The following is a 13,686-nucleotide window of genomic DNA, read 5'->3' as shown; positions in this document are numbered from 1 at the left end:
TGTTTTAATTTTGAGAATTTCTGTTGCTCGTAAATTTTTTGATAAATATGTTTTTTTGTATTTGTTTGCTTTATTATTGGTGAGAAGCAGGACAAATCTTTTGTTTGTCATTTGTTTGTTGTTTTATTATTTTCTGGAATTACTGAGGGAAAAAACTAAAATTAATTTACAAAAATTTTATTTGTTTGCAATTGGAATTGGTTTTTCCCTTGTTTGGTTATTGCCAATTCTTTATCCTGAGATTCAAAATTTTTTTGCTTCTTCTCTACAATGGAGATACCATGAGTGGAATACATATATAGCTTTTGTTAAAAATAATCCTGATAATGTGCTTTTATTTGGGAAAGGTTTTGGTGCTGTTTTGTTTTCTGAAAAACCAATACAAGTTTTTTTAGCTTCAAAAGTGTTTTATCTTGAAAGATTTCATAATATATTTCTTTTTTTATTGTTTAAAATTGGGATAATAGGTGTTTTTCTTTATTTATCAATTTTGTATTTTGTTTTTAAAATTATTGGTAAAAATGTTCCTTCAAATAATTTTTATGTAATTTTCTACTTGGTTTTCCTTTTTTTTATTGGATTCCCTGCAAATGGGGGATTTACTATGAGTGTTTTTATTGGGATGGTATTAGGTGTTTGTTTATTTTTTTGTTGTAATTCTCAAATCTTAATTTTAAAAAATGAGTAAGTTAAATTTTAGGGTTTTAATCCAATCAAGGTCTAATTTGTTTAAAATTCCTGGTGGAGATACAAATCAAATTGTTGAAACTGCAAAATTTTTAAAAGAATATGGAGTCGATGTTGATATTTCCACAGAGTTAAAACCTGATTTAAAAGGTTATGATTTGGTTCATTTATATAATTTAACATCTGTTCCTGATGTATATATCCAGGCATTGAATGCCAGAAAACAGGGAAAGCCTGTGATTATTACTCCTATTTACATTAACTGGAGAGAGGTTGAAAGATTTGGCAGTTATGGAATTAGAAGAATACTGGCGAATATACTTCCTTACAGTGCTTTTCAAGAATTAAAAATAGGGGTAAAGGCTATAAAAAATAGAGAATTTAATAAAAAACTATTACTCCTATTTATTAAAGGATATATAGGTTTGATAAAAAAAACATTAAATCTTGCTGATTTTATTGTTCCAAATTCCCATATGGAGATGGATGCTATTAAAAAGGATTTAAAAATATCAAAAATCCCTTATTCTATTGTCTATAACGGGATTGATACTGAGGTTTTTGACTATGAAAAAACAAAGATTGATAATGATATCGCTGTTAAGTTAAAGGATAGCATTATATCTGTATCAAGGGTTGCAATGATGAAAAACCAGATAAATTTGGTCAAAGCAGTTAATGGATTGCCTTTTAAATTGTTTATTATAGGGAGTTCTTCTCCCAATCAAAGGTTTTACTATGAAAAATTAAAAAAAATAGCAGGGGAAAATGTTTTTTTTCTTGGCTTTGTAGATAGAAATGAGTTGCCTCAATACTTTAAAGCTGCAAAAGTCCATGTTTTGCCAAGCTGGTTTGAGACGACAGGGCTGGTTAGCCTTGAAGCGGCGGCTATGAAGTGTAATGTGGTTATAACGAAAAAAGGGTATCAGTATGAATATTTTAAAGATTATGCTTTTTACTGTGAGCCTGACGATGTGAATTCAATAAGAAATGCTATTTTGAAAGCCTTTAATTCTCCTTTTAATGAAGAATTTTGTAATTTTGTTGTTAATAATTATTCAAGAAAAGAAAATACTTTAAAACTATTAAAAATCTATGAAAATTTTATTGAAAGGGAAAAAGAAAGTGGAAGATAAATTCATTTTTGTTGTAGGGAATAGCAGAAGCGGTACAACAATGACAGCAAGGATTTTAGGTAAAAATAAAGAAGTTTTTACTTTCAATGAGATACATTTCTGGGGAGAAATCTGGAGTAAAAGTGACGAAAATAAAGTGATAACAGAAAAAGAAGCAATTAAACTTGCATCATATCTTCTGTTTATACAGAGGGTTGGCTATTATTTTAAGAAAAACTTTGATAATCGCTTTGAGAATGATGCAAAAATGATAGTAGATTCTATTTCAAATAAAGATTTAACAATGATTGATGTTTACAGAGCATTTTTGTTTTTTGAAACTAAAAAGAATGGGAAGAGAATACCATGCGAGCAGACACCAAGAAACCTTTTTTATATAGAAGAAATTCTAAAATTTTTTCCCAATGCAAAAATCGTGAACTTAGTTAGAGACCCAAGGGATGTTCTTCTTTCACAAAAGAATAAGTGGAAAAGGAAGTTTTACGGTGAAGAATATATGCCTTTAAAAGAAATGATAAGGGTAAGAGCAAATTATCATCCTGTGGTAATTAGCAGGTTGTGGAATTCATCTGTCAGAATCGCTAAGGCAAATGATAGTAAAGATTTTTTTAAAACATTTAAGTTTGAGTGTATTTTAAATAATCCAGAATCATTTCTTAAAGATTTGTGCAATTTCACAGGAATAGGATATTCAAAAGACATGCTTAATGTTCCAAAAATAGGTTCATCTTTAAAAAAAGACAATGAGCAAGAGTTGGGCATTGACAAAAATAGTGCTTCCAATTGGAAAAAGGGGGGGCTGAATTCAACAGAAGTTTTTCTATGCCAGAAAATCTGTGGAAAATTAATGCAAGATTATGGCTATAAAATTGATTTTTCAATTAAACCGAATTTTCTTTTGCTTTTTTACTATTATGTTAGTTTGCCGGTAAAACTTGGCTTTTCATTTTTGTTAAATCTGGACAGGATGAAAAGCATTGCTGAAAACATAAGAAAAAGGCTTTAAAAACTAATTGCTGAAAGGATTGATTGGATGAAAATTGCCATTTTAGGGACAAGGGGGATACCTAATGCGTATGGTGGTTTTGAGCAGTGTGCTGAGAAGTTGTCGATTTGCTGGGTAAAAAAGGGGCATAAAGTTGTTGTCTATAATACAGACGAGCATCCTTATAAAAAAAGCGAGTTTAACGATGTTGAAATAAGGCATATTTTTGCTAAAGAGAGTAAGTTAAAAATATTTGGGACATTTATTTACGATTACCTTTGCCTTAAAAACGCTGTTAAAGATGATTTTGACATAATTTTAAATTTAGGGTATGTCCCCTCTGCATTGTTTTTTTACCTGAAAAAAAAGACAGGGGCAAAATTTTTAACCAATATGGATGGGCTTGAATGGAAGAGAGAGAAATGGAGTTCTCTTTTAAAGAAATTCATAAAACTTTGCGAAAGAAGGGCGGTTGCTTTTAGTGATTTTCTTATATTTGACAATGAGGGGATAAGGGATTACTATCTTGAAAATTTCAAGGTTGATGGGGAGGTTATTCCATACGGTGCAGGAATTTTTGATAATCCTGATTTAAGCGTTCTTGAAAAGTATGGTGTTAAAAAATATTCTTATTTTCTTACTATTGCCCGTTTTGAGCCTGAAAATAATCTTGAAACAATTATTAAAGGGTATTTGAAATCAAATTCTAAATTTCCTCTTTTACTGGTAGGCAATCCTCAAACAAAACATGGGAAATACCTTGTAAGAAAGTATGGCGATAACTCAAATATAAGGTTTTTAGGTGCAATTTATAATCAGAAAGAGCTTAACACCTTGAGGTTGTTTTCAAAACTATACTTTCATGGTCATTCGGTAGGCGGGACAAATCCCTCTCTTCTTGAGGCAATGGCGGCAGGGGCTTATATTGTTGCCCATAGAAATAGATTTAATCGGAGTGTACTGAAGGAAAATGGTTTATTCTTTGAAACGGATAACGAAATTGCTGGTTTAATTAACTCTTTTGATGAAGGTAAAAGAATTGTTTTTCAGGAAAAAAATGTTATTAAAATTAAAAATTATTATAATTGGGAATCTGTTGCTGAGAAGTATTTGCGGGTATTTGAAAAAGTCTTAAATAGCAATTAATTTATAAAATAAGAGACAGAAGAAATAAAACAAAAATTAAGCTTTGCAAAAGCGAAAATTTAACAGTTGTTTCCAAATTGCCAATTGAAATTATCTTTTTGTATGTGTAAAAAATGGCGGTGTAGAAAATAATAGGAAAGATATCAGGATTGTACTTTTTAAGTATAAGTATTGTCAGAATTGAAAAAAATAGGAGAATGTCTGTTGGTGTGGGAATTAGAATGATAAACTTTTTTCTTGAGATTAATTTATAGAGGAAAAAGGGGAAGATTACAATTAAAATAATCTGAACCATTTTCTCATAACCATTTATTACAAGCACATAAATAAGTAAAAAGTCTATCCAGAAATTAATAAAGAGAAGCATTTTACCTTGTTCTTTTAACAGTGCAGAGATTATTGCAAGAATAATGTATGAGATAAATAGCAAGACCAAAATAATATTATAATATTCTTTAAAAGAGCTTATTGCATATAGAGCCAGAACATATAACGAAGAGTTTAAAATAATGAAAATTTTCAGGCTATTATTTTGTTCGTTTGAACCTGACAGCAATTTTTGTTTTAGTTTGTCTGTGAAGTGGTTAAATTTCTCAATCTTTTCATCAACTTTATTTTTTTCAAGCATGTAAATCGCAAGAAATAACAAAAAAATCAAAGATAAGCTAAATATTATTCCGTAAAGTATGTTTTTAGATTTTAAGCTAATTGCAATTGTTGTAAAAATCCCAGAAAAGAAATAAAAAATTATCAAAGCCTGGTTTCTGGAAAACTTTAACAATAACAATTTGTGGTGTAAGTGTTCTCTGTCAGGTGTTGTAAGGGGGTTCTTTCCTTTTATAATTCTTCTGAAAAATGCGTAAATAGTATCAATTACAGGAATTAAAACAAAGAGAGATGGGAAAATAACGGATAGCAATGTACCTGTTTTATATGATACAGAAAGGGATAAAATTGCAATGTTAAACCCAAGCAAAAGGCTTCCGGAATCACCTAAAAAGAGTTTTGCCATAGGGAGATTGAAATTTAAAAAAGATATTATACTTCCTAAAAAAACCCCGGCAATTATTCCCTGTAAAGCAAATCCTTTTGTTATTGCAATTGTTATAATGGCACAGAATGATAGAAAAGAAATTCCACCTGCAAGACCATCCATTCCGTCAATTAAGTTTATGGCATTTGTAACCCCTATTATCCACATATAACTTAGCAGAATAGAAACAAGGTTTGAATTTAAAAACCCTGTGTAGTTGCCACCTATTTTAAATCGTATACTCCCCCAAAAAATTATTAAAGTTGCTACAATAAATTCTCCAGCAAGTTTTTTATAGGCTGAGAGGTTATATTTATCGTCAATTATTCCGATTAAGAAAATTAAAGTGTTTGCAATTATGAGCATTGTTAAGAAAGGGGTTAATTTTTGCGTAACTAATATTGTCAAAAGAAATGTTAAAAATATGGCAATCCCACCGCTTCGAGGAGTGGGTTCTATGTGAATTTTCCTTTTATCTGGATAGTCTACAATATTTATTTTCTTTGCTAAAAACAGGCTTAAAGGTATTAATAAGGTGTTTATTATAAAAGAAAAAGTTGTAAGTTTGAGAAAATAATCAAGCATAAATTATTTCCCGTATAGCATAAAACCCAAGCATAATAATATAATACTATGGCGTTGAGCTATGTCAAACCTTAACCTTTTTATTATTTAATGTTAAAATTCTTTTGTTCATTAAAAATCAAAGGGCTGGTGTATGAAGAACAATTCTCTTTATAGCAAAAAAAAATATGTTCTATTCTTGTTTTTTTTGGTTGGCATTCTTATATATTCTCCTTCACTTGGAGGGAGTTTTCTTTTTGACGACCTTCGCTTAATTAATACTGCTAAGGAATTTAAATCTATATCAGGTTATTTTAAGATTATTCATAATACAAAGAGATTTTATCCCAATAGGGATAGTTATGCATTCTGGGTTCTGTTTTTGGCAGAATACAATATTTTTAAAGACAATCCCTCTGGATACAAGGTGGTAAATTTAATCTTTCATATATTGGCTTCTTTTTTGTTTTTTCTCTTTTTGAGAAAATTGCTTATCTCAAAGTTTTTAAAGGGGAAAGAAAAATTAAAGAAAAAAGAAGAACAGAGAAAAGAAAGCTTTGTTGAATTATTCTCTTTTTTAGGTGGCTTGCTTTTTCTGGTTCATCCAGTTAACACAGAAGCTGTTTCTTATGTGGCTGGAAGTAATAACGGAATAGGTGGATTTTTCTTCATACTTGGTGTATACCTTTTCTTGATTTTTCTTGAGAGTAAGGATTTAAAAAATGAGATTTTGTATTTTATTTCATCAATGTTTGTTTTTGTTGTTTCCTTTTTCTTTAAAGAGGTTTACCTTGTATTTCCTTTGTTTTGTGTTTTTCTTTACCTTGCAGTAAAACCATTTTCTAAAAAAAGGCTTATTATAGGAATTTTTGCTGTTTTGTTATTTCTTATAGCGATAGGTTTGGGCACTGCTTTTCTCAACATATCACCTTTCCCTCAAGTAAGAAGAACTTTTTCAAAATACTCTGGAAAGGTTGAGCAAAAGACAATAGCAACAAACCTTTATGCAAATGCCTATGCAATTTACTTAAATGTTTTTCCTAAAAATATAAATTTAGACCACGATTTGCCATTAATTGAAAAGATTTATGATTATAGAGCAGTTCTTTCTTTTTTGTTTTTATTATTTCTTGCCATAATTTTCTATAAATTAAGGGATAAATTTCCTTTATCCCTATTTGCGTATTTTTCTTATTTGCTTTTAATGGCTCCTTCAAATTCCTTTATTTTAAGGGGATTAAAGTGGACAGGTTACGATATTTTAAGTGAAAGAAACCTCTATGGCCCGGCTTTTTTCTTTACAATCATTATTCTTGAAATTTTATGGGTGTTGTCTGGCAGAGATTTAAAAAAATTTAAACTTTTAGCAACAATTGTTATTGTGATTTTTGGTATAAGAACCTTTGCAAGAAACTTTGATTATAAAGATGATTTAACTATATGGAAAGCTTCTCTGAAATATTCTCCAAATAGGGCAAGACCAAATTTTAACTATGCTGTTGCTTTGAAAAATAGAGAAAGGTTTGATGAAGCAATCCCATATGCAAAGAAGGCTTTTAAGCTTGCCCCTGCTGAAAATTCAATAGGATTGCTTGCAAATTTGTATAAACAAACGGGAAAGATAGAAAGTTATAAACTATTACTTGAAAGCGCCCTCTCTAATAGAAAATATCAAACTGCAGGGTTGTACCATCAATTAGGGGAATTCTATTATGAGAATGGTGAGTTTGATAAGGCTGAAGGTTATTTCTTAAAAGCGATAAAAAGGAAAAAGGTTTTTGTTTTGCCAAGGTTGTCATTGGTTTACCTTTATTTAAACGAAGGAAGGTATGATAAAGCAAATCGCCATTTAAAGGTATTAAATAGGTTAATTAAAAAGAACGATGGAAAACTTTTAGCAGGTGTTTTTATCGATAATGTAGTGAAGTCAAGGGTTGAATTTGCAAATGCACTCTACAACTTTGGAACAGGGGAAATAAATACGGCAATTGAAGAATGTAATAAAGCGATTAAATTAAATCCTCTTTTTACCGAGCCTTATTTGAAGTTAGGGGAGTATTATTTTGTAAACAATCAGGACGATAAAGCCCTGTTTTATTTTGAAAAAGCAAAATCAACACCGGATTATCCAAAATATAGAAATCAGATTGAGGATATGATAAATAAAATTCTTCAGAGTAAAAACAAATAATTTTATTAAAAATTTTTCATAAAATTCCCCAAGAATGAATAGCTATTCAAAAAAAAGGTTAGACTATATTGTCTTAATTGAGTTATCATTATTAACTGAATGAGTGTAGAGGGAGTAGTTTAAAAAAATATAGGGAGGGGCAGTGAAAATATCAAGATTAATTTTTACAATTATTTTCCTGTTTGCGATTTGGGTTTTGCTTACTGGATCCCTACATGAAGATGAACTAATTGTAGGGTTGTTTGTGGCAATTGTAATTTCTTTGTTTACAGGGCCTCTTTTTACAAGAAGGGGAATTTATCATTTGCACCCGAAAAGGATTTGGGGAAAGATTGTTTATCTTTTTGTTTTTTTTGTTGAACTGGTAAAGGCCAATGTTGATGTTGCAAAAAGGGTTCTTTCTCCATCTTTGCCGATTAATCCAGGGATTGTAAGGGTTAAAACAAAGTTGACTGAAGATATGGATAAGCTCTGGCTTGCCAACTCTATTACCCTGACTCCGGGAACCATGACTCTTGACATTAAGGGAGATGAACTCTTTATTCACTGGATTGATGTTCAGGAAACAGAACCTCATGCAGCCGGAAAGATTATCAAGGGCGCTTTTGAAAGGCATCTTGGAGGTGTTGAATGACTTTTATCAATGTTATTGTTATTTTAATCGGAATTAGCCTTTTTACTGCGTTTATCCGTTTTTTGAAAGGCCCCACTGCAAGTGATAGAGTTATGGCACTGGATTTTATGACAGTTGTTGCTGTTGCGTTAATGGTGGTATTATCTTTTGTTTTTGACAGATATATCTATTTAGATGTGGCAATGGTTTATGCCCTTATCGGTTTTGTGGGTACCGTTGTAGTTGCCCGTTACTTTGAAGGGGGGCTATAATGTTGCATACAGCATTCACTTATATAGGGAACATTTTACTTGTTATAGGTTGCTTTTTTATGTTTGTGTCGGCTATTGGCATTGTTAGAATGCCTGATTTATATAACAGGCTTCAGGCTGGTACCAAAGCGAGTACTTTAGGTGCTATGTGCACAATAATGGGAGTTGGTTTTTTGCATCCTGATTGGTGGATAAAATGCTTTTTACTCACTCTTTTCATTTTAATGACCAACCCTCTTTCTTCTTCTGTACTTGCAAGGGCTTCTTTAAGAAGTGGAGTTAAGCCTTACAAACTGGTGATTGACGAGTGTGAACAGTACTATAAAAACGAAGAGGAGAATTAAAATGAATATTGTGTTGATTGTAACTGTTTTCTGTGTGGTGGTAATGATTGTGGCAGCGTATTTTGCCATAATCACACATGACCTTGTCTCCTCTGTTTTAGGGTCTTCTGTTGTCTCCCTGATGGCAAGTATTCTATTTTTAATTCTTCATGCGCCTGATGTGGCAATGACTGAAGCAGCTATTGGTGCAGGTTTATCAACCTTTGTTTTCCTCATAGCCATAAGGAAAACAGATAGATTTGAAAAGCACGAGGAGCAATAGTATGAATAAGGTTGGGTTAAAGAGAAGATTTAGAGTTAAAAATATATTTGTGTTTTTTGTTGTTTTATACTTTGCTTTTCAGTTTTTTTCAGTTGTAAGTTTGCTGGATTTAAATAATGTTAAAGGCGTGGCTAAATATTACCTTGAGAATGATATTAAAGATACCGAATCAGCAAATGTGGTTACCTCAATTGTTGTGAATTACAGAGGATTTGATACATTGGGCGAGGTTACTGTTTTATTCCTTGCAGCAACTGGATTGGCGGCAATTTTGTCTGGAGAAAGAAAGGTGAAAAAACAAAAAACCCCGGCAAATGCTATGTTGCAGTACGGGGTTAAGCCTTTATTGCCGATTACCATACTTTTTGGTGCATACATTTTTATCCATGGGCATTTATCTCCAGGTGGTGGCTTCCAGGGAGGAACGGTTATTGCCACAAGCTTTCTGTTTATGATGTTAGCCATTGAAGGGTACGAGATTAAACACGGATACATTAAATGGACAGAAAGCCTTGCAGGTTTAACCTTTGTAACAGTTGGCCTGTTTGGTTTGTTTTTGCTTGGAAGTTTTCTTGCAAATTTTCTACCCCTTGGAAAAGTTGGAGAACTTTTCAGTTCAGGAGTAATCCCAATAATCTATGTTGCAGTTGGTTTTAAGGTGGGTTCAGAGCTAACCGGATTGCTTGATAATATGATGGGGGTAGTGGGATGAAGGCGTTGTTAATGAATACACATTATATTGTTCTTTTTGGAGTTCTATTGTTGTTTATTATAGGTCTTTTTGGTGCTTTAACTAAAAGGAATTTGATAAAAATTATGATTGCGCTGGGAATTGTGGATACAGGGGTTAACCTGTTTTTTATAACAATAGGTTATATTTCAGGGAAAACTGCACCAATATTTTCAAAACAGGGGTTAACTCCAGGTCAAATGGTTGACCCTGTCCCCCAGGCACTTGTTCTTACTGCTATTGTTATTGGTGTTGCTGTTTTAGCACTGGGGTTATCAATTGTTATCAGGGTTTATGAACATTACGGAACTCTCAATGTTTCAAAGATTAAGAAGATGAGGGGGTAGTTGTGAGCTGGTTTAGTCCTATTTTGATGGTTGGCGTTCCGCTATTTGTTGCGTTTTTAATACCCCTGTTAGGGTATATCCATAAAAAGGCTGGTTTGTATGCAATGAGTTTAACCTTGCTGTTTAATACAGTGGCAGGTTTTTACTTTCTTCCAAAGGTTTTTGTTAAGCCAATCAGGGTAATTGTTGCAGGTTATAAGCCTCCTTTTGGCATTAACCTTGCGATAACTCCCTTTTCTATTTTTATGGCTTGCCTTATCTCTCTAATGGGTTTTCTTGTATCACTTTACCTGTTAAAGGACAATACCACAGAAACTCAGGAAAAGTTTTCGATGCTTATCCTTCTTGTGGTAATGGGTTCCACAGGTATTGTGCTTACAGGTGATATATTCAATATGTTTGTATTTTTGGAGATAACAAGTATTTCATCATACGCGTTAACTGCTATAAAAAAGGATAGAAAGGGAAGTGAAGCTGGTATCAAATTTTTGCTTGTTGGCTCAATATCTTCCACATTACTCCTTTTAGGGATTGCCTTAATTTACAATCAATTGGGTACTTTAAACATTGCTGATATTGCAAACAGGTTTTCTCAAATGAATCCCAAAGTTGCATTTCTTGCAGTGTCTTTCCTGTTTTTAGGTTTTGGGATTGAATCTGAGATGTTTCCTTTAAATGCATGGGCTCCCGATGTTTATCAGGGAGCACCGGCGCCTGTTGCTGCTTTGTTCTCTGCAGTAACTGTTAAAGCAGGCCTTTACGCAATGGTAAGGTTTTTATTCACAGTGGTAAATATGCCAGTTTTTGTTAAAGCCCTTTTAGTGTTCGGAGTTCTCACTGTGATTGTTTCAGAACTCTCTGCCCTGAGGCAAAAGGATGTTAGAAGGATGTTAGGTTACTCCTCTCTTGGGCAGATAGGGCTTATCCTTTTTGCTATAGGCATTGGAACGACAGGGGCTTTAAAGGGCGCAATTTTCCACTTTATAAACCATGCAATATTAAAGGCAACCTTGTTTTTAACCATAGGCTTGCTTGCAAAGGCAGCTGGTGGAAGCACCTTTGAGGATTTAAAGGGTATTGGTAAAAAATATCCCTTTTTGGCAGGTATTTTTGCTATAGCTGCTTTGGGTGTTATGGGCTTCCCACCTCTTAACGGTTTTATGAGTAAGTTGATGATTCTAACTGCTGCGGTTAAGGCAGAGCATATTTTACTTGTAATGCTTATTTTAGCTGCAAGTGTAATTGAAGGGGTTTACTATTTCAGGGTTCTTCAAATTATGTTTAAAGAGCCGGAGCCAACAAGGATTGAAAAGAAAGCAATTCCTTTGTTTTCTGTAATTCCTCTTGTGATTTTGGTTGTTGCTATTGTGGGAATTGGTCTTTTCCCTGGAGTTTTAACACCTTATTTGAAGGGAGTGACAATGGACATTATGAACCGTTCTAACTATATAGCCGCAATGTTAGGCTCTGTTGGAGGTGGCTTATGATAGGGCCTAACAATGTTGTTTTAATCCCGATTTTAGCGGGTATTCTCGCTTACTTTTTAGGCAAGATAGTTAAGCCTGCAAGAGAGGGGTTAACATTAGCGTCTGCTCTAACAGTCTGTTATTTTGTTTTTAAAACACCTTTTGATAAAGTTATTTTCTTTAATTACAATTTCAATCTCCCGGCCTATTTTGAAGGCTTAAAATTCGGGACAAATGCTTTAAGCGCATTCTTTGCAATATTGATTGTCTTTTCCTACCTCTTTATTGCTTTTACTGCATTTGCCCTTGTTAAGGATAAGGACTATCACGGAACTTTTTACCTGTTTTTCAATATAGTTGCTGGCTCACTTTTAGGAATTGTATATGCAAGAGATTTAATCTCATTCTTTATTTTCTGGGAAATGATGACCTGGTCTTCCTATTTCCTTGTTATTATGAATGGAAAAAATCCAAGAAAGACAGGCTTAACTTACATTGTTTTCAATGTTGCAGGTGCTTACTTTATGCTGGTAGCCATGCTTATGGTTTACGCTTCAGCAGGCTCTTTCCACTTTGATAAGATTGGCACAGCATTAGCATTAATGCCTGATTCAAAGGTTATTTTAATTTCAATATTCTTTGCAATTGGATTTTTAGTAAAAATGGCAACCATGCCTTTGCATGTTTGGGCACCTGATGCATACACAGAGAGTGAAAACTCATTTACAGGGTTTTTCTCCGGCACTCTTTCAAAAATGGGTGTTTACGGATTTTTGTTGTTCTTTGGTGCTCTTATCGGTTTTGCTAATTTGAAGGGAATATCTTCAATTAAAGGCACTTCAACCTTAGGTTATGCAATTGCCTGGCTTGGAGTTATAACATCTGTTTTTGCAACCTTTAGGGCAATTGTTCAGGATGAGGTTAAAAAACTCCTTGCTTACTCTTCTGTTGCCCAGGTGGGTTACATTGTTACGGCAATGAGTATTGGCACAGCCTTAGGTGTTGCAGGTGGGTTATACCACGCAGTAATGCATACAATAATGAAGCTTTTACTCTTCATAACCGTTGCAGGCGTTATATACAGGACAGGTAAAGATAAATTTTCTGAATTAGGGGCTTTGATAACAAGAATGCCTCTTTCATTTCTTGCTGTTCTCTTTGGGATTATAGGATTGGCTGGTATGCCTCCTTTCGGTGGTTTTGCTTCAAAGTGGGTAATCTATATGTCTCTTTTAAAGTCTCAACACTACTTCCTGCTTATTGCAATGATTGTTTCCTCAACCACCGCTTTCCTTTACTGCTATAAACTGATTTACGGTATATTTTTAGGACATCCATCTTCACCTGAATTGTTAGAGGCAAAAGAGGTGCCTGTGTTTTTGTGGTTTGCTCAGGTGCCATTAATGCTTGCCCTTGCAATTTTCGGTGTTTTTCCAGGGCTTATTGTTCCCTATATAAACAAAGCGGTTGCTTCACTTGGATTTAAAGCCGCATTTACTTCAACAACACCATATACCCTTTCAGCTGCATTAGGTGGGTTTAATGGATTTGTTGTTATAAATGTTCTTGGAGTAATTTTTGTAATAGTTTTAATATGGTACACTCTGTTTTTTCCGAAATCAAAGAAACTTCACAGGCTGGATATATACTGGGCTGCTGAAACTCCTACCGAAGAGACCCCATTGCACTATGGCTATGGGATAGGTGTAGAATTGCATAGAATCCCCTGGGTAGGGGCAAGTTTAAGCAGGCATATTACAAATTTTTACAACAAGGTTGCCGAGCAGGTAAATGGAATTGCATCTGTTGTTAAAGACATTGTGTTTAACGGAGATGGGCAAATCTATATGCTTTATTCGGTTTTAACTCTTGTTGTTATTATTATGTTTTTAGGGAGATAAGAGATGAGC

14 protein-coding genes are annotated in these 13,686 nt (G+C 33.3%); 13 read left to right on the top strand and 1 reads right to left on the bottom strand.

What is annotated here, in order from left to right; translation table 11 throughout:
- Positions 1 to 10 precede the first annotated feature (10 nt).
- Genes TTHT_RS09310 through TTHT_RS09295 form a run of 4 tightly spaced genes read left to right on the top strand, consistent with a single transcriptional unit; the run spans position 11 to position 3,954 of the window.
- On the top strand, positions 11 to 688 hold the full coding sequence (locus tag TTHT_RS09310) for an O-antigen ligase family protein (protein WP_201327702.1): 678 nt from the start codon (positions 11 to 13) through the stop codon (positions 686 to 688).
- A complete protein-coding gene (locus TTHT_RS09305) occupies positions 681 to 1,823 on the top strand; it encodes a glycosyltransferase family 4 protein (protein WP_201327701.1) in 1,143 nt (380 codons plus the stop codon). The genes TTHT_RS09310 and TTHT_RS09305 overlap by 8 nt, the downstream gene beginning before the upstream one ends.
- The gene (locus tag TTHT_RS09300; RefSeq protein WP_201327700.1) at positions 1,813 to 2,829 is read left to right on the top strand and encodes a sulfotransferase family protein; all 1,017 of its coding nucleotides are present in this window, start codon (positions 1,813 to 1,815) and stop codon (positions 2,827 to 2,829) included. Before TTHT_RS09305 ends, TTHT_RS09300 begins: the two co-directional genes overlap by 11 nt.
- A gap of 27 nt (positions 2,830 to 2,856) precedes the next feature.
- Complete coding sequence (locus tag TTHT_RS09295; RefSeq protein WP_201327699.1) at positions 2,857 to 3,954, top strand: DUF1972 domain-containing protein; 1,098 nt, start codon at positions 2,857 to 2,859, stop codon at positions 3,952 to 3,954.
- Position 3,955: 1 nt separating this feature from the next.
- Here the strand turns inward: TTHT_RS09295 and TTHT_RS09290 are convergent, their stop codons facing one another.
- Positions 3,956 to 5,572 (bottom strand): MraY family glycosyltransferase, encoded by a 1,617-nt coding sequence (locus TTHT_RS09290; protein WP_201327698.1) that lies wholly within the window; start codon positions 5,570 to 5,572, stop codon positions 3,956 to 3,958.
- 133 nt (positions 5,573 to 5,705) lie between these two features.
- On the opposite strand from TTHT_RS09290, the gene TTHT_RS09285 reads away from it, so the two are divergent.
- From TTHT_RS09285 to TTHT_RS09245, 9 genes are all read left to right on the top strand, one after another.
- A complete protein-coding gene (locus TTHT_RS09285; RefSeq protein ID WP_201327697.1) occupies positions 5,706 to 7,742 on the top strand; it encodes a tetratricopeptide repeat protein in 2,037 nt (678 codons plus the stop codon).
- A 142-nt stretch (positions 7,743 to 7,884) separates the two neighbouring features.
- The gene (locus TTHT_RS09280) at positions 7,885 to 8,376 is read left to right on the top strand and encodes a Na+/H+ antiporter subunit E (RefSeq protein ID WP_201327696.1); all 492 of its coding nucleotides are present in this window, start codon (positions 7,885 to 7,887) and stop codon (positions 8,374 to 8,376) included.
- Entirely contained in the window at positions 8,373 to 8,627 is a 255-nt protein-coding gene (locus tag TTHT_RS09275) for a monovalent cation/H+ antiporter complex subunit F (RefSeq protein WP_201327695.1), read from the top strand. The genes TTHT_RS09280 and TTHT_RS09275 overlap by 4 nt, the downstream gene beginning before the upstream one ends.
- Positions 8,627 to 8,971, top strand: coding sequence for a monovalent cation/H(+) antiporter subunit G (gene mnhG / locus TTHT_RS09270; protein WP_201327694.1), 345 nt, complete (start codon positions 8,627 to 8,629; stop codon positions 8,969 to 8,971). Before TTHT_RS09275 ends, mnhG begins: the two co-directional genes overlap by 1 nt.
- 1 nt (position 8,972) lies before the next feature.
- On the top strand, positions 8,973 to 9,233 hold the full coding sequence (locus tag TTHT_RS09265) for a hydrogenase subunit MbhD domain-containing protein (protein WP_201327693.1): 261 nt from the start codon (positions 8,973 to 8,975) through the stop codon (positions 9,231 to 9,233).
- 1 nt (position 9,234) lies between these two features.
- Positions 9,235 to 9,945, top strand: a complete 711-nt coding sequence (locus TTHT_RS09260) for a Na(+)/H(+) antiporter subunit B (RefSeq protein ID WP_201327692.1) — start codon at positions 9,235 to 9,237, stop codon at positions 9,943 to 9,945.
- On the top strand, positions 9,942 to 10,310 hold the full coding sequence (locus TTHT_RS09255) for a sodium:proton antiporter (protein WP_201327691.1): 369 nt from the start codon (positions 9,942 to 9,944) through the stop codon (positions 10,308 to 10,310). Before TTHT_RS09260 ends, TTHT_RS09255 begins: the two co-directional genes overlap by 4 nt.
- Before the next feature lie 2 nt (positions 10,311 to 10,312).
- A complete protein-coding gene (locus TTHT_RS09250) occupies positions 10,313 to 11,797 on the top strand; it encodes a proton-conducting transporter transmembrane domain-containing protein (RefSeq protein ID WP_201327690.1) in 1,485 nt (494 codons plus the stop codon).
- The gene (locus TTHT_RS09245; protein WP_201327689.1) at positions 11,794 to 13,677 is read left to right on the top strand and encodes a proton-conducting transporter transmembrane domain-containing protein; all 1,884 of its coding nucleotides are present in this window, start codon (positions 11,794 to 11,796) and stop codon (positions 13,675 to 13,677) included. Before TTHT_RS09250 ends, TTHT_RS09245 begins: the two co-directional genes overlap by 4 nt.
- Positions 13,678 to 13,686 lie beyond the last annotated feature (9 nt).

Source organism: Thermotomaculum hydrothermale, assembly GCF_016592575.1.
Classification (GTDB): Bacteria; Acidobacteriota; Holophagae; order Thermotomaculales; family Thermotomaculaceae; genus Thermotomaculum; species Thermotomaculum hydrothermale.
The sequence above is the reverse complement of the archived record's forward strand: the minus strand, read 5'-3'. Positions and strand labels throughout refer to the sequence as shown.